The organism is Streptomyces prunicolor NBRC 13075 (assembly GCF_000367365.1).
GTDB classification, from domain to species: domain Bacteria; phylum Actinomycetota; class Actinomycetes; order Streptomycetales; family Streptomycetaceae; genus Streptomyces; species Streptomyces prunicolor.
In genome coordinates this window covers 158348-174624 of sequence record NZ_BARF01000051.1, presented here as the reverse complement: position 1 = coordinate 174624, position 16277 = coordinate 158348, and the positions used below count along the sequence as shown (strand labels likewise).

The following is a 16277-nucleotide window of genomic DNA, read 5'->3' as shown; positions in this document are numbered from 1 at the left end:
ACCGACCCGACCGACCTCACTGACCGCGCTGCCGTACGGCCGACCCGTCCCGCCCCTTCACGACCTCCAGCTGCGCGTGGATGCGCCGCCGCAGATCGGCGACATGGCTGACGATGCCGACGCTGCGGTCCCGTTCGCGCAGGGAGTCGAGGACGTCGAGGACCTCGTCGAGGGTCTGCTCGTCGAGGCTGCCGAAGCCCTCGTCGATGAAGAGCGTGTCGAGCCGGACCCCGCCGGCCTCGTCGGTGACCACGTCCGCGAGCCCGAGCGCGAGGGCGAGCGACGCGAAGAACGTCTCGCCGCCGGACAGCGTCGCCGTGTCCCGCTCCCGCCCGGTCCACGCGTCGACGACATGCAGCCCGAGTCCGCTACGGCCGCGCCCGGCCCGGTCGTCGGAGTGGACAAGGGTGTAACGCCCGGACGACATGCGCTGAAGCCGTACGGTCGCGGCCGCGGCGACCTGTTCCAGGCGGGCGGCGAGGACGTATGACTCCAGCCGCATCCGGCGTTCGTTGTCGGCCGAGGTGCCGGCGGTGAGGGAGGCGAGGCGGGCCACCCGGTCGTACTCCTCGCGCAGCGGGGCGAGTTGACGCGCCCCGGCGGCCGATCGGGCGGAGAGCCGGTCGAGTTCGGCGCAGCGCCGGGCCGCCGCGTCGCGCGCGGAGGCCGCGTCCCGGGTCCGCCGGTCGGCGGCGGTCGCGGCGCGCTCCGCCGCGTCCAGGTCGGCGGGCGCCTGTTGTGCGGCTGCCGCCGTGTCGGTCTCCGCCAGGACGGCCCGTACGGCGGCCTCCTCCGACTGCCAGGCGTCCAGGCGCCGTTGGAGTTCACGATGGGCGGTGTCGTCGAGGAGTGCTTCCCCCGCCGCCTGCGGGGTGTCGAACCCGGCGCGGAAGGCGGCGTCGGCGAGCCGGGCGTCGGCGTCCTTGAGGCGCTGCGCGGTGTCCTCGGCACTGCGGACGGCCTCGGCCGCGTCGGTGAGCAGCGCGGCCTGCCGCTCCAGCTGGGCGGCGCGCGCGGCCACGCTGTCGGCGGTCCCCCTGGACTGCGCCAACTCCCCCTCCAGGGAGGCCCGTTCGCGGTCCAGGGTCTCGCGCAGGGTGGTACGGGACGCGGCCCGGACCGCCGCCTCCTGCTGGATCTTGGTCCGCCGGGCGTGCTCCTGCTCGGCCCGGCGCAGCTCTTCGGTGACGGGGTGCAGCCAGGACGCGTCCCGGCGCGCCTGCTCGTAGAGCCGCCCCAACTCCGCGACCTCGTCGGCGAGTTGGCCGGTCGGCGTGTCCCCCGCCTCGGCGGTGGCGGCGGCCAGCGCTTCCCGTACGACGCCCAGGCGCCGCTCGGCCTCGGTGCGCTGGTCCTCGGCGCGCTGGTGGGCGGTGAGTGCCTGTTCCTCCGTCGCACGGTCGACGTGGCCGGCGGATTTGCGGGCGGGGGCGGGGTGTTCGGTGGCTCCGCAGACGGCGCAGGGTGCGTCGTCGGTGAGGTGGGCGGCGAGTTCGGCGGCGATGCCGTTGAGTCGCTGTTCCTTGAGGTCGAGCCAGTGGGCGCGGGCCGTCAAAGCGTGTTCGGTGCAGGCGAGCACCCGCTGCTGGGCGTCCTCGGTGTCACCGGCGAACTGGTCCCGCTGCCGGGCCGCCCCGAGCCGCCGCTCGGCGGGCTCACGTTGCACGCCGAGTTGCTCGGCCCTGGTGGTGGCTTCCTGCGCCGCCTCGATCCGCGTCTGAAGTCCCGCGCGGGTCGTGTCCCACTCGGCGAGCCAGGCCTCGGCCTCCTGCCGTACGTCCTCGTCGACGCGCTCCTGCCGGTCCAACTCGGCGCGCTGCACGGCGAGTTCGGTGAGGCGCTGCTCGGCGCGGCGGGCCGATTCCAGTCCGCCCAGTTCCTCGGCGGCCCGGCGTGCGGCGGCAACCAGCCCAGCCGCGCCGGCGCCCGCGAAGGTGTCCGGCAGCAGGTCCCGCGCGCGTGACTCGGCGCGGGCGGCGTCCCGGTGCTCGGTGTCGGCGGCCTCCCTCAGCTCCAGCGCCGGCGCCACCGCCTCCGCCTTCCGGGCCCGCTCCATCCGCGCCTGCGCCTGCCGGTAGCCGTCGACCCGCTGCTCCATGAGTGTGGCCCGCTCCCGCGCCTGCGTGAACCGCAGTTGCAGCCGCGCCAGTTCACGCACGTCGGCAAGCTCGCGATCGGCGGCGGCCTGGGCCGACTCGGCAGCCGTAAGCCCACTGCGCGCGACGGCGAGTTGTTCGCGTGCGGTGCTCCGGGCGACGGCCGCCGCGCTCAACACCGCGTCGGCGAGGCCGGGTTCGCCCGGGGCGAGGTCCGGCAGCTCCATGGCGTCGCCGGCGGCCTGCTGCATGCGGTGCGCGTCGGCCAGCAACTCGGCGTCGCCCTCGCGGACTTGGGCCTCGGTGGCACGGCGTCGATCGGCGAGCCGCTTCTCGACCTCGGCGAAGCGGTGGGTGTCGAAGAGCCGGCCGAGCAACTTGCCACGCGCCTCGGCATCGGAGCGCAGGAACCGCGCGAACTCGCCCTGGGGCAACAGCACGACCTGGCAGAACTGCTCCCGGCTCATGCCGAGCAGCTGGGTGATCTCCTCGCCGATCTCCTGGTGCGAGCGGCTGAGGTCCTTCCAGGCGCCGGCGCTCGCGTCGTACTCGCGCAGCCAGCTCTGCGCCTTGTCCAGGGTGCTGCCGGTGCCGCGCTTCTTGGGGCGTTCCATCGGCGGCTGCCGGGTGAGCTCCAACCGCCGCCCAGCGACGGTCAGTTCGAGCCGCACCTCGGTGCGGGTGCCGGCCGCCGCGTGGTCGCTGCGCAGCGTCATGCCCTGACCGGACTGGCGGACACCGGGCACCGAGCCGTAGAGCGCGTAGCACACGGCGTCGAGGACGGAGGTCTTGCCGGCGCCGGTCGGCCCGTGCAGGAGGAAGAGCCCGGCGGAGGACAGCTCGTCGAAGTCGACGGTCTGGGAGCCGCCGAAGGGCCCGAAGGCGGTGATGTCGAGCCGGTGGAGCCTCATCGGTGCCCCCCTGTTCCCGCGTGCCGCGCGTTCACGGCGTCACCTCCCGTACGACCGCGTCCGCGCGCACCGCGTCGAACGCCTCCTGGAGCACGGCCTGTTCGTCCTCGTCGGGACCGGCGCCGCGTACGTGGGCCACGAAGTCGTCGGCGATCTCGCGGTCGTCGCGGCCCGCGAGGCGCCGGGCGTACGACACGTCGGGGTCGTCGGGGCTCCGCTCGGGGTCGAAGACGAGGCTGAGCGTGTGCGGGAAGCGCTCGACGAGCCGGGCCATGGGGTCGGCCGGGCGCACCGGGTCGGTGAGCGTCGCCTCGACCCACGCCTCCTCGTGCCGAGCGAGGTCGGGGTCGTCGAGGAGGTGCTCCAACGTGCCCCGGATCCGGGCCAGTTCGCGTGGTACCGGGCAGTCGAGGCGCTCGGCGGTGACGGATCCGTCGGCGTCCAGGTCGATCAGCCACATGGTCTTGCGGTGGTCGGCCTCGGAGAAGGAGTACGGGAGGGGGGAGCCCGAGTAGCGGACGCGTTCGGTGATGGTCTGGGAGCCGTGCAGGTGGCCCAGCGCGACGTAGGAGACGCCGTCGAAGACTCCGGCCGGGACGGCGGCGACTCCGCCGACGGTGATGTCGCGTTCGCTGTCGCTGGCCTCGCCGCCGGTGACGAAGGCGTGCGCGAGGACCACGGAACGGGTGCCGGGCGCGCGGTCGGCGAGGTCGGCGCGGACGCGGTCCATGGCGGCGGCGAGGACGGTCTCGTGGCCGGCCTTCTCCACCCCGAACTCGGCCTTCACCAGGGCGGGTTCGAGGTAGGGCAGCCCGTAGAAGGCCACGTCGCCGTGCGCGTCCGGGATCACCACGGGCGTCCCGCAGGCCGCCGGTTCGGTGCGCAGGTGGATGCCCGCGCGGTCGATCAGACCGGCGCCGACGCCGAGACGGCGGGCCGAGTCGTGGTTCCCGGAGATCATCACCGTGGGTACGCCCAGGTCGGCGAGCCGGTGCAGGGTGTCGTCGAACAGCTCGACGGCGGCCAGCGGCGGCACCGCCCGGTCGTACACGTCTCCCGACACGACCACCGCGTCCACGGCGTGCTCGCGCACGGTGGTGACGAGGTGGCTCACGAAGTCGGCCTGGGCGCCGAGCATGTTCACGCGGTGGAACGCCCGGCCCAGGTGCCAGTCGGAGGTGTGCAGCAGTTTCATGGAGCCACCACGCTAGCGCCTGTGGACCCCCTGCTTCACCACGGCCACACACTCGCCCCGCCCCGACGAACAGAACGCCGGGAATATCCCCTATGTCATGGCCGACCATGCTTTATGTCATCGCCTGGTACACGAGGTTCCGCAACTGGCGGCGCAGCGGCGTCCGGTGCTTGCCCCAGGTGACGACCTGGGTGCAGAAGACCGCCGTGACCCCGGCGACCGGGTCCACGAAAAAGTGGGTGTTCGCGGCGCCGGACCAGCCGAACTCCCCCTTGTTGCCGAACGAGCCCCCGGCCACGGGGTCGGTCATGACGTAGAAGCCCAGCCCGAAGCCGCAGCCCCGGTGCTCGTCGTCGGGGTACAGCCCGAAGGAGTTGATGTCGGCGCCACCGGCCAGGTGGTTGGCCGTCATGTGCGCCAGGGTCCGGGGGCCGAGCAGCCGCTCGCCGTCCAGTTCGCCGCCGCGTACGAGCATGGCCGCGAACCGGTGGTAGTCCTCCAGGGTCGACACCAGTCCGGGGACGCCGCTGCCGGACGGGAACGGCGCCGGTTCGCGGAAGGTGGGCCGCAGCTCCTGGTTCACGACGAGCCGGCCCGATTCCGGGTCCGGGCTGTAGACCTCCGCCAGGTCCGGCAGCCGCTCGGGCGCGAGCGCGAACGTCGTGTCGGTCATCCCGAGCGGGCCGAGCACGTTGCTCTCGACGAAGGTGTCGAGGCTCGCGCCGCCGACGGCCTCGATGATCCGGCCCAGGACGTCGACGCCCAGGGAGTGGTTCCAGGCGGTGCCCGGCTCGAACAGCAGCGGCAGGGCGCCCACGTCGGCGCACAGCTGCCGGAGTGTCGCGCCCGGCAGCGGCAGTACGTCCTGGCCGGCCTGGCGGTACAGCGCGTCCACCGGGTTCATGTGGGCCAGTCCGAGGGTCAGCCCGGCGGTGTGGGAGAGCAGGTGGCGCACGGTCACCGGGTGGGCGGCCGGGCGCACCCGCACGCTCCCCGGCGACCCGCCGTCGTAGACCGCCATGTCGGCGAACTCGGGGATGAACGCGCTGACCGGGTCGTCGAGTCCGAGCAGTCCGCGCTCCACCAGCATCATGACGGCGACGGACGTCACCGGTTTCGTCATGGAGTACAGGCGCCACAGTGTGGTCGGCTCGACCGGGAGCCCCGCTTCGAGATCCCGGAGTCCGCCGCCCGCCGCGTACACGGGTTCCCCGTCGCGGGCCACGAGCGCCGACCAGCCGGGGATGACCCCGAGTTCGGTCTGCCGGTCGAAGAACTCGGCGATCCGGCCCAGCCGTTCGGCGCTGAAGCCGGACCGCTCCGGGGGCTTGGTGACGCCGAAGCGGTCGGCGAACTGCTGCATGTCGGCCTCCGTGTACGGGAGTTGGGGACTGTCCGGGGTCAGCGGGCGGAGGTGGCGGGTGCCCCCTCGACTCCGGCCGCCGCCAACAGCTTTCGGGTGTAGGGGTGTTGGGCGTCGGCGTAGACCTCCTCGGTCGTGCCGCTCTCCACGACGTCACCTCGGTACAGGACGACGATCCGCTGGGCGAGGTGCCGTACCACGGCCAGGTCGTGGGAGATGAACAGATAGCTGACGCCCGTCTCCCGCTGGAGATCGGAGAAGAGGTTCAGGACCTGGGCCTGGACCGACAGGTCGAGGGCGCTGACCGGCTCGTCGCAGACGATGAGCTTCGGCGCCATCACCAGGGCCCGGGCGATCGCGATCCGCTGCCGCTGGCCGCCGGAGAACTGGCGCGGATAGCGGTCGGCCGCCTCGGCCGGCAGCCCCACCAGGGCCAGCACCTCCCGTACCCGCTTCAGGACCACGGCCCGCTCGCCGCGCGAGTGCACCCGGAGCGGTTCGCCCAGGGTCTGGCCCACGGTCAGCGCCGGGTTGAGCGAGCCGTTGGGGTCCTGGAAGACGGCCTGGACGCTCTTGCTCAGCTCCTTGCGCCGGGCGCCGCCGGCACGGGTGATGTCCTCGCCGTCGAACAGGATCGTGCCTTGGGTGACGGCCGTCAGCCCGAGTACGGCACGGCCCAGCGTGGACTTGCCGGAACCGGACTCGCCGACCAGGGCGACGGTCTCGCCGGGGCGGATGTCCAGGGACACGTCACGGATGGCCGCGGTGCCCTTGCCGCGGCGGTGGTACGACACCGAGAGGTCCCGGATGTCGAGCAGGGGCTGTTCGGCCACACTCACGCCGGACGCGCTCACACCGGTCGTACTCCCGTCGTTCGTACTCACGAGGACACCTCCAGCAGTTCTTCGCCCAGCTCTTCGCCGACCAGGACGCAGCGGGCGACGCCCTGGTCATCGGGTTGGGTCAGGGCGATCGGCGCCTCGGTGCAGCGGGCGACGCGGTCGGGACACCGGTCGGCGAAGTGACAGCCGACGGGCCACTGGCCCGGGGGCGGCACGGTGCCGGGGATGGTGGGGATGGGCTCGCCGACCGTCGCCAGGCGCGGGTTCGCGGCGAGCAGCTTGCGGGTGTACGGGTGCAGCGGCGCGGTCATGACGCGCTCGGTCGGACCGGCTTCGACGACCTGGCCCGCGTACATGACCAGGGCAGTGTCGCAGGCCTCCGCGATGACGTCCCAGTCGTGGCTGATCATCAGCAGCGCCATGCCGGTGTCCCGCTGGATCGTGCGCAGCAGTTGGACGATCTCGCGCTGGACGGTGACGTCGAGCGCGGTGGTCGGTTCGTCGGCGACGAGGACGCGCGGGCGTCCGGCCAGCGCGACGGCGATGGAGACGCGCTGCGCCATACCGCCGGAGATCTGCGACGGGCGGAGCTTCAACACCCGTTCCGGATCGGGGAGTTGGACCTGCGCGAGGAGTTCACGGGCCCGGAGCGCGACTTCCTTGCGGGAGAGCTTCTCGTGGGTGCGTACCGCCTCGCGCAGGAGTTGGCCGATGGTGAAGAGGGGGTCGAGACCGACCATGGGTTCCTGCGAGATGAAGGCGATGGTGCCGCCGCGCAGTGCCCGCCACCGGTCCGGCCCGAACGAGCCGACGTCGACGCCCTCGATCTCGACCGTGCCCGAGGAGACGCGGGCCCCGTTCGGCAGCAGGCCGAGCAGGGCGAGCCCGGTCATGGACTTGCCGCAGCCGGACTCGCCGACCAGTCCCACCGTGCGGCCCTGCCCCACCGCCAGGCTCACGTCGCTGATCAGCTCGACCTCGCCGTGCTCGGTCTCCGCGGTGACGGTCACCTTGGTGAGCCGTACGACCGGTTGCGGTTCCGCCAGCAGCCAGGCGTCGTCGGACTGCGGTGCCGTCACGGTGGCCACCGCGGCGGCAACTGCCTTGTGGCGCCGGGTTGTTGTCGTGTGGGAGGTTCCGGACCAGCGTTCGGCGAGCATGTCGCGCAGGCCGTCGCCGAGGACGATCAGCGCGGCGGCCGTGACGGCGACCAGGCCGCCGGTCGGGATGGCCAGCCAGAGGCTCTGGTTGAGGGTCTGCGCGGCGTCGGCCATCATGCCGCCCCAGGACGGTGTGGGCGGCTTCACGCCGAGGCCGATGGCGTTCAGGCCGGCCGCGATGAGCAGAGTGTTCGCGCAGGCCAGCGCCGCGTTCACCAGGATCAGACCGGTGATCCGGGGCAGCACGTGCCGGCGGGCGACCCGCCAGGTGCCGAGTCCGGAGACCCGCGCGGCGGCGACGTAGGTCTCCCGGCCGACCGTGAGCGACGCGGACCGGACGACCCGCATCATGCCGGGTACCGACAGCAGGCCGATCACGATCATGGCCGCGGTCATGCTCTGCGAGAACAGGGCCAGCACGATCAGCAGCAGGATGATGCCGGGGATCGACATCACCACGTCGGCCAGCCGCATCAGCACCGCGTCGACACGGCCCCGGCGCAGGCCGGCGACCAGGCCGAGGGGGACCGCGATCACCAGGGTGATCAGCACGGCGATCGCGATCTCCCGGAACGTGTCCGCGCCGCCGTACATCAGCCGCGACAGCACGTCGCGGCCGAGGCGGTCGGTGCCGAGCAGGTGCTTCGCGCTCGGTCCGGAGAGGGCCGCGGCGAAGTCCGCCTGCTGGGGCGGGTACGGCGCGAGCAGGCTCGCGCCGAACGACGCGATCAGCTCCACCACCAGGATCACGGCGGGGATCAGGATGCGCGGCCGGCCCAAGGCGCGGCGGAGGAAGGGGACTTGAGGTGTGCTCATGCGGCGACCGCCTGTGGGTTGAGCCAGCCGGTGGCGAGGTCGAGCAGGAGATTGAGTCCGACCACGATGAGGGTGAAGTACACCGCCACTCCCTGGATGACCGGAATGTCACCGCTGGACGCGGCCGTGACCGCCGCGCTGCCGAGGCCGGGCAGGCCGAAGAGTTCCTCGATCACCACGGCCGATCCGAGGAGTCCGATGAGGTTGTTGCCCGCCACGGTCAGGACGGTGACGGAGACATGCCGTAGCGAGTGCTTGAAGAGGATGGAGCGCTCGCTGACGCCGTTGGCGCGCAGGTTCCGTACGAAGTCCCGGCTCAGTACGTCGGCGAACTGTTCGCGCGTCTGCTTGGCGATCGCCGTGACCAGGGCGAAGGCCAGGGCGGCCACCGGCAGGACCAGTGAGCGCGCCCAGCCGCCGGCGGAGGTCCCGAAGAACACGTATCCGTTGGCGGGCAGCAGGCCGAACCGGGTGTTGAAGACCCAGATGCCGAGCAGACCGACCCAGAAGGCGGGGATGGTCATGCCCGCGATGGACGCGCCGTCCGCGGCGAGCCGGGTGGTGCGCCCGCCGCGCACGCTCGCCATGCCCAGGACGACTCCGACGACCAGCGCGAGCAGGGTGGTCGCGATCACCAGGGAGAGGGTCACCCCCAGCCGGGTGTTGAGCGTGCCCGCGACCGACTCGTTGTTGCTGATCGAGCGTCCGAGGTCGCCGTGCACCGCGTCCTTCAGCCAGGCCCAGTAGCGCTCCCAGACCGGCTGGTCGAGGTGGAGGCGGTGCCGTAGCGCGGCGATCGCCTGGGGCGAGGCGGTCAGTCCGCCGATGGACCGGGCGGCGTCACCCGGAATGAACAACTGGAGGAAGAAGGTGAGCGCCGAGACGAAGAGCAGCAGGGGTACAGCCTGCACGATCCGCATTCCGCTGGTTCGCCACATGACTGGGTGCCTTTCTCGGGAGGGTCACTGGAGGGTCACTTGGCGGCGTACAAGGTCGTCAGGTCCGGCGTGAGGTTCGTGGCCGAGAGGTCGACGCCCTTCAGGCCGGGCCGTACGTAGACGATCTTCTCCAGGGAGACCATCGGGATCGTCCAGGACAGGTCGGACAGGCGCTGTTCGAACTTCTGCCAGCCCTGCTCCTGGAGCTGGGCGGTCGACGAGGAGGCCGCCTGGCTGTAGAGCGTGTCGAGCTGCTTGTCGCTGACCTTCAGCGGGTTGCCCCAGCTGTAGAGGAGGTCGTTGCCCTGGGCGTACGGCGGGGCGATGCCGGTGCCGTAGTCGAACATCATCGCCGGGAACTTCGCGTAGGTGGAGAAGAGCTCGTTCACGTTCGCCGGGACGTTGATCTTGACGTTGATTCCGATGTTGGCCATTTCGGCGGCGAAGGCCTCGGCGGCCTGGGACTCTCCGACACCGGTGAGGTTCACGGTGATGGACATGCTGAAGCCGTTGGGATACCCCGCCGCCGCGAGCAGCTTCTTGGCCTTGGCGACGTCGTAGGGGTACTTGCCCTCGCTGCCCTGGGTGTAGCCGCTCGTGTTCGCGAGAACGGGATAGTCCCAGCCCTTGGCGTACGAGCCGTAGAGGGCCTTGGCGATCGAGTCCCGGTTGATGCCGTACATCATGGCCTGTCGTACCCGCAGGTCACCGAGGGCCTTGACCATGGTGCCCGCCCGGTCCTGGATGATCAGCTGCATGATCGAGTAGGGGCTCGAAAGGACCTGGAATCCGGCGGACTTGGCGGCCTTCGCGGTCGTGGAGTCGCCGAGCGCGTAGTCGACCTCGCCGGAGCGGAAGGCGCTGAGCGTGGTGTTCTCGTCCTTGATGACCTTGACGACGACCTTTTTCCAGTGCACCCGCGACTTGTCGTAGTACGTGGGGTTGGGGACGTACGTATAGGTCTGGCCGGAGACGGTCTGCGCGGCGTCGATCACGTACGGTCCGGCGCCGTGCGTGGTGGTCCCGAGTTCGCTTGTCCTGGCGAGGCCCACGGGGCTGATGATCTCGCCGGTCGTCGGTCTGGAGAGATAGAGCGGCAGCAGCGGATCGGACGTCTTGAGGTGGATCCGGAGCTGGAGCGGGGAGACGACGTCGATCGATCCGACGGGGGCGAGGTCGGCCGCCAGTGGACCGCCGGCCTTGGCGTAGTACTGGAGCGACTTCTTCACGCCGTCGGCGGTGAGCGCGGAGCCGTCGTTGAACTTCACGCCGGAGCGCAGGGTGAGGTCGAAGGTCTTGCTGTCGGAGCCGACGAAGCCCCATTTGGTGGCGAGGGCCGGGGTGTACGTCCCGTTCGGGGCCTGCCGGATCAGCGTGTCGTATGCCAGTTCGAAGAAGTACTGCTGCGGGTCGGCGGAACCGCCCAGGGCCGGGTTGAGGCTGTTGGGCGCGATGGCCGAGGCCACCGTCAGCACGCTGGGATCCTGGGCCTTCGCGGTACCGGACGAGGTGCTGCTTCCACCGCCGCACGCGGTGGTCAGGAGAGCGAGTCCGGCGGCACCGGCCGTGACTGTGAGAGCAAGGCGCGAACGGGTCATCTGAACCTCCGGCGTTGAGGCGTCGAATGGGAACGCGGGGTTCACCGTGCGTGGGGAAGGAGGCCACCGTCGTGGTGGATGCTCCGTTGCGTGAGTCCGCGGAATGTCGGGGCGGGGGGGGACGACCTCGACGTGAGGGAATGTCCGTAAACTGTCACTTCGGGTAAGCGGAGGCCCGTAGCCACCGCTCAGCCCGCTCTTGTGGAGTTCAGGCCGGGCAAGGGGTACGAAGTGGCCTCGTTATTCGGTCGGCCGCTCCGATCCCCGCACGACAGCAGTCCGCTGAACGGACCGTCGCGCGCAAAGGGCGGCGTCCCGGAGCCTCTCCGTGGCCGGCCTGGGCGGCGGCCGGGTCCGGTCCTCCCCGTGGCCGGAAAGCCCCAACTCCCTTGTCGCACACACCTGCTGCGCTAATCTCTCACGTCACACGCACCACGCGAGAGACACAGGGTCCCCATGCCAGTCGAGTTCCGCGGTCGGTCCGAAACGATGGCCTACGCGGCAGCGGGGATGGAACCGCCTCCCGTGGTCTCGTTGCGGAAGAACGATCCCCGGCAGGCGGGCCCGTACCGGCTGCTGTCGGTGCTCGGCAGCGGCGGGATGGGCCGGGTCTATCTGGGCCGCGACGCCACCGGCGCCACGGGCCCGGCCGCCGTGAAGGTGATCCGGCCCGAGTACGCCGAGGACCCGCTGTTCCGCAGGCGCTTCGAGCGCGAGGTCGGCGCGCTGGACCGGATCCGAGGGGCGCACATCGTACGGCTGCTGGGCAGTGGCTGCGACGAGGACCTGGTCTGGGTCGCCACCGAGTACATACCCGGGCCCACGCTCGCCGAGCTGGTCGACGCGCGTGGGCCGGTCGACGCGGCGGCGGCCTGGCGGTTGCTGGCCGACGTGGGCCGGGCGATCGAGGCGATCTGGCGCGCGGGGATCGTGCACCGCGACCTCAAGCCGTCCAACGTCATCCTGGGTGCCGACGGCGCCCGCGTCATCGACTTCGGTGTCGTCCAGGCCGGCGACACCACCTCGATCACCGCCACGGGCCAGAACGTGGGCACCCCCGCCTACATGTCCCCGGAGCAGGTACGCGGCCAGGAGGTGACCGCCGCCTCCGACGTCTTCTCGCTGGCCTCCACACTCTCCTACGCCGTCGCCGGGGAGGCGCCGTTCGGCGAGGGCACGGGCGTCGACGTGCTGCACCGGGTGGCGTTCGACCCGCCCCGGGAGGACGTCCTCGACAAGGTCGCGGGCGTCGACCCGGCACTGGCCGTGTTCATCCGCACCTGCCTGGAGAAGGACCCCGAGCTACGGCCGTCACCCGAGGCGGTGTTCACGACAGCCATCGGACACCAGCTGGCCGCACCGGTCGACGGACCGCCCCGGGTCCCCTCGCGGCGCAGGCCCTCCCCCGCCGAACGCTTCGACCGGCTCGAAGGGGCGCAAGGGCTGGATGGGTCGGCAGGGCTCGAACGGCCCACCGCCCGGCCCACCGCAGCGCCCCCGGCACCGCCCGCCGCCCCCGGGAAACACGCGAACCCCGCCGGGAGACGCGGCAACACCCTGGGAAAACGCGGCAAGTTGATCGTGGGCGCCATCGCCGCGGCGGCCCTCCTCATCGCCGGCAGCATCACCGCCACGCTGCTCCTGCTGCGGCACAACGACCCCGGGACGCCGCCCGGCGCCCTGCCGGACACACCCCCGGCGGCCGCCGCACCGAGGAACTCGCCCTCGGCGCCCAGCAGTTCGCCGAGCGCGGCGGCGTCGAAGGGCGGGACGTCGCAGAGCCCGTCGGCCGCGCCGGCCACCCGCGATCCCGCGAGCCTCGACATCCGGCTCTCCTCCTGCGTCGCCGAACTCGCCTCGCACTCCCACGGCGACTGCGTCAAGGCGCTCCAACTCCTCCTCGCCGGCTACGGGTTGCACGTCACGGCCGACGGCGACTACACCACGGAGACGGTCGCCGCGGTGAAGGTCTTCCAGACCGAGGCCGGCACCACCCCGAGCGGCACGGTCGATCCGCAGACCGCGACGCTGCTGTACGGCACGGCACGCGGGGCGGTCCAGTCCGGTTCGGTGACCGTCACCGAGAGCGTCCATACCGTGGATGTCGCCCGTTGCCTCGACGTCCACGCGGGCGCGGTGCAGGTCTGGGGATGCGATGGCACGGCGGCCCAGAAGTGGGCGCTGTACCGCGTGCCCGGCCATGTGTCCCAGTTCCTCGTGGTCAATGAGGGCACCCACTACTGCCTGGACGCCGACGCCGACACGGTCGGCCAGAACTTCTCGAAGATCCGTGCCAGGAGCTGCGACGGGCTGAGCGCGCAACGGTGGCAGGTGGGCAGCGCCGGGACCCTGGTCAGCGTTCCGGACGGTTTCTGTCTGGACGCGGAGGCCTCCGGGTCGGGGAAGGACGGTCAGACCGTCCAGACCTTCGGCTGCGCGGGCAGCTCCAACCAGGTCTGGAACTGGGGCCCCTGACACAGCGTCAGAAACGTTCGGCGCTCACGCGTCCCCGTACGCCTCGCCGCCCAGCTCCAACTCCGCGGTGCCCGCCGTAGCGTCGGCCAGCCACGCCCGGAACGCGTCCACATCGGCGTCCGGCAGGCCGATCTCGATGGTGACCTCCTCGCCGTAGCGGACATCCCGGACCTCGCGGCCGGTGGCGCGCAGGTCGTTCTGGATCTTGCCGGCGCGTTGGTGGTCGACGGTCACCGTGGCGAGGCGGAAGCGGCGTCGGGTGATCGTGCCGAGGGTGTCGAGGGCCTCGCCGACCGAGCCGCCGTAGGCCCGGATAAGACCGCCCGCGCCGAGCTTGACGCCGCCGTAGTAGCGGGTGACGACGGCGACGACGTACCGCATGTCGCGGCGCAGCAGCATCTGGAGCATGGGGACGCCCGCGGTGCCGCCGGGTTCGCCGTCGTCGCTCGCCTTCTGGATCGCGGCGTCGGCGCCGATGACGTAGGCGAAGCAGTTGTGGGAGGCGTCCGTGTGTTCCTTGCGGATGCGGGCGACGACGGCCTGGGCCTCCTGTTCGGTGGCCGCCGGGGCGAGGGCGCACAGGAAGCGGGAGCGGTTGACCTCGGTCTCGTGCACGCCCGTGCGGGCCACTGTGCGGTACTCGTCCTGCATCCGGCCAGCCTATGCGCAGGGCTGTCGGTCGCCCCCGGTCCGGGTGCGGGTGAGGATGTGGTGGATACTCGCTCCTCGTTGCCCGGGCCCCGGGCACGGTGGTCCGATCGCAGGGAGTTCTCAGCATGGCCGGCGCGCAGGTGGACCCGAGGGAGAGCGCGGGGTCCGGGAGCCCCGAGTCCGCCGCGGAGCGCTGCCGGGCCTGGCTCCTGGACGGGCTGAGCGAGCAGAGCGCCCGGCATCCGGGCCCGCACGCCACCCCGAACCCTGAGCACGAGGGGCACCGCTGGTGGCGCGTCATGTGTCTGACCGGCGTCGACTACTTCTCCACCCTCGGCTACCAGCCCGGCATCGCTGCCCTCGCGGCCGGACTGCTGTCCCCGCTGGCGACGGTCGTCCTGATCGGGCTGACGCTCCTCGGCGCGCTGCCGGTCTACCGGCGGGTGGCGCACGAGAGCCCGCACGGTGAGGGGTCGATCGCCATGCTGGAGCGGCTGCTGCCGTGGTGGTCGGGGAAGATCTTCGTCCTGGTGCTGCTGGGCTTCGCGGCGACGGACTTCATGATCACGGTCACCCTGTCGGCGGCGGACGCGGCGGCGCACGTCGTGGAGAACCCGTTCACGCCGGGCTGGATGCACGGCGGCAACACGTGGATCACGCTCGTGCTCGTCGGCGCGCTGGGCGCGGTCTTCCTGAAGGGGTTCCGGGAGGCCATCGGGATCGCGGTGGTGCTGGTGGGCGTGTATCTCACGCTCAACGTGGTGGTGCTCGCGGTGTCCGCCTGGGAGGTGCTGAGCCATCCGGTGAAGATCGGTGACTGGACGGACGCGATGACGGCCGCGCACTCCTCGCCGCTCGCGATGGTCGGTGTGGCGCTGCTCGTGTTCCCGAAGCTCGCGCTCGGCATGTCCGGCTTCGAGACGGGCGTCGCGGTGATGCCGCAGGTCAAGGGCGATCCGACGGACACGTACGAGAAGCCGACGGGCCGGATCCGCGAGACCCGCAGGCTGCTCACCACGGCCGCCGTGATCATGTCCGGTTTCCTGCTGCTGTCCAGCCTGGCGACGACGATCCTGATCCCGCAGAGCGCGTTCAAGACGGGCGGCCCGGCGAACGGCCGCGCGCTCGCCTATCTCGCGCACGAGCATCTGGGCCAGGTCTTCGGCACGTTCTACGACGTCTCGACGATCGCGATCCTGTGGTTCGCGGGCGCCTCCGCGCTCGCCGGGCTGCTGAACCTCGTACCGCGCTATCTGCCGCGCTACGGCATGGCGCCGGAGTGGACGCGGGCGGTGCGCCCCCTGGTGCTGGTCTTCATGGTGACGGCGATCGTCATCACCCTGTGGTTTCACGCGAGCGTCGACGCGCAGAGCGGCGCGTACGCGACGGGTGTGCTGGTGCTGATGCTGTCGGCGGCCTTCGCGTCCACGGTCACGGTTCACAAGCGGGGCCACCGGAAGGCCACGCTCGGCTTCGGGGTGATCACCGCCGTGTTCGCGTACACACTCGTCACGAACGTCATCGAACGGCCCGACGGCATCAAGATCGCGGCGATCTTCATCGTCCTCATCCTGGTGACATCGTTCGGTTCACGGGTGCACCGCGCCTTCGAACTCCGCGCCGCCGAGGTCACGTTCGACGACACGGCGTCCCGTTTCGTCGACGAGGCGGCGCGCAGCGGCCCGCTCCGGCTGATCGCGAACGAGCCGCAGGAGCACAGCCGCCGGGAGTACCGCGCCAAGGAGTACAGCCAGCGCGAGGAGACCCATATCCCGGACGGCGGACCGGTGTTGTTCCTGGAGGTCCTGCTGCGCGACTCCTCGGACTTCTCGGCGGACATCACCGTGCACGGCGAGGAGAAGTACGGGGTACGACGACTCCGGATCGAGGGGCCTACGGTGCCCAACGCGATCGCCGCGGTCCTGCTGGTCCTCCGCGACCGCACCGGCAAGGTCCCCCACGCCTACTTCACCTGGACCGAGGGCAACCCGGTCAGCCACCTGATCCGCTTCCTCGTCTTCGGCGACGGCGAGGTCGCCCCGGTCACCCGCGAGGTACTGCGCCGCGCGGAACCGGATCCCGAGCGACGGCCACGCGTGCACGTCGGGTGAACGGCCGGCCGTGGTAAGGGTTTTGGCCATCGGCGGCAGCGGCTTCCTGGGCACGGAACTCGTACGCCGGGCGACGGCGGCGGGCTGGGAGACGGCGGCAACGTACTGTGCCTCCCGCCCC

The 16277-nt window shown here is 71.6% G+C and carries 10 protein-coding genes; 2 read left to right on the top strand and 8 right to left on the bottom strand.

Annotated elements, in window-relative coordinates:
* Positions 1–16: 16 nt before the first annotated feature.
* The 7 genes from SPR02S_RS23660 to SPR02S_RS23630 all read right to left on the bottom strand — a co-directional run bounded on the left by SPR02S_RS23660 (position 17) and on the right by SPR02S_RS23630 (position 10919).
* Positions 17–3007 carry an AAA family ATPase gene (locus SPR02S_RS23660; protein WP_019059481.1) on the bottom strand — a complete coding sequence of 997 codons (2991 nt, stop codon included), beginning with the start codon at positions 3005–3007 and terminating at the stop codon, positions 17–19.
* 31 nt (positions 3008–3038) lie between these two features.
* Positions 3039–4202, bottom strand: a complete 1164-nt coding sequence (locus tag SPR02S_RS23655; protein ID WP_019059480.1) for an exonuclease SbcCD subunit D — start codon at positions 4200–4202, stop codon at positions 3039–3041.
* Between the two features lie 112 nt (positions 4203–4314).
* A complete protein-coding gene (locus SPR02S_RS23650; protein WP_019059479.1) occupies positions 4315–5565 on the bottom strand; it encodes a serine hydrolase domain-containing protein in 1251 nt (416 codons plus the stop codon).
* A gap of 38 nt (positions 5566–5603) precedes the next feature.
* Positions 5604–6449 carry an ATP-binding cassette domain-containing protein gene (locus tag SPR02S_RS23645; RefSeq protein WP_019059478.1) on the bottom strand — a complete coding sequence of 282 codons (846 nt, stop codon included), beginning with the start codon at positions 6447–6449 and terminating at the stop codon, positions 5604–5606.
* Positions 6446–8383: a dipeptide/oligopeptide/nickel ABC transporter permease/ATP-binding protein gene (locus SPR02S_RS23640; RefSeq protein WP_245607606.1), complete on the bottom strand. Its 1938-nt coding sequence runs from the start codon at positions 8381–8383 to the stop codon at positions 6446–6448. Before SPR02S_RS23640 ends, SPR02S_RS23645 begins: the two co-directional genes overlap by 4 nt.
* Positions 8380–9303: an ABC transporter permease gene (locus tag SPR02S_RS23635; protein ID WP_019059476.1), complete on the bottom strand. Its 924-nt coding sequence runs from the start codon at positions 9301–9303 to the stop codon at positions 8380–8382. Before SPR02S_RS23635 ends, SPR02S_RS23640 begins: the two co-directional genes overlap by 4 nt.
* A 53-nt stretch (positions 9304–9356) precedes the next feature.
* Positions 9357–10919: an ABC transporter substrate-binding protein gene (locus SPR02S_RS23630; RefSeq protein ID WP_019059475.1), complete on the bottom strand. Its 1563-nt coding sequence runs from the start codon at positions 10917–10919 to the stop codon at positions 9357–9359.
* A gap of 525 nt (positions 10920–11444) precedes the next feature.
* Between SPR02S_RS23630 and SPR02S_RS23625 the strand changes: the two genes are divergently transcribed.
* The gene (locus tag SPR02S_RS23625) at positions 11445–13394 is read left to right on the top strand and encodes a protein kinase domain-containing protein (RefSeq protein ID WP_019059474.1); all 1950 of its coding nucleotides are present in this window, start codon (positions 11445–11447) and stop codon (positions 13392–13394) included.
* 24 nt (positions 13395–13418) lie between these two features.
* Here the strand turns inward: SPR02S_RS23625 and SPR02S_RS23620 are convergent, their stop codons facing one another.
* Complete coding sequence (locus SPR02S_RS23620) at positions 13419–14045, bottom strand: YigZ family protein (RefSeq protein ID WP_019059473.1); 627 nt, start codon at positions 14043–14045, stop codon at positions 13419–13421.
* Between the two features lie 125 nt (positions 14046–14170).
* On the opposite strand from SPR02S_RS23620, the gene SPR02S_RS23615 reads away from it, so the two are divergent.
* A complete protein-coding gene (locus tag SPR02S_RS23615; protein WP_019059472.1) occupies positions 14171–16156 on the top strand; it encodes an APC family permease in 1986 nt (661 codons plus the stop codon).
* Positions 16157–16277: the final 121 nt, after the last annotated feature.

Excerpts from the sequence above, each read along its gene's own strand:
- SPR02S_RS23660 (WP_019059481.1), bottom strand. The coding sequence starts at position 3,007 with ATGAGGCTCCACCGGCTCGACATCACCGCCTTCGGGCCCTTCGGCGGC.
- SPR02S_RS23655 (WP_019059480.1), bottom strand. The coding sequence starts at position 4,202 with ATGAAACTGCTGCACACCTCCGACTGGCACCTGGGCCGGGCGTTCCAC.
- SPR02S_RS23650 (WP_019059479.1), bottom strand. The coding sequence starts at position 5,565 with ATGCAGCAGTTCGCCGACCGCTTCGGCGTCACCAAGCCCCCGGAGCGG.
- SPR02S_RS23640 (WP_245607606.1), bottom strand. The coding sequence starts at position 8,383 with ATGAGCACACCTCAAGTCCCCTTCCTCCGCCGCGCCTTGGGCCGGCCG.
- SPR02S_RS23635 (WP_019059476.1), bottom strand. The coding sequence starts at position 9,303 with ATGCGGATCGTGCAGGCTGTACCCCTGCTGCTCTTCGTCTCGGCGCTC.
- SPR02S_RS23630 (WP_019059475.1), bottom strand. The coding sequence starts at position 10,919 with ATGACCCGTTCGCGCCTTGCTCTCACAGTCACGGCCGGTGCCGCCGGA.
- SPR02S_RS23620 (WP_019059473.1), bottom strand. The coding sequence starts at position 14,045 with ATGCAGGACGAGTACCGCACAGTGGCCCGCACGGGCGTGCACGAGACC.
- SPR02S_RS23615 (WP_019059472.1), top strand. The coding sequence starts at position 14,171 with ATGGCCGGCGCGCAGGTGGACCCGAGGGAGAGCGCGGGGTCCGGGAGC.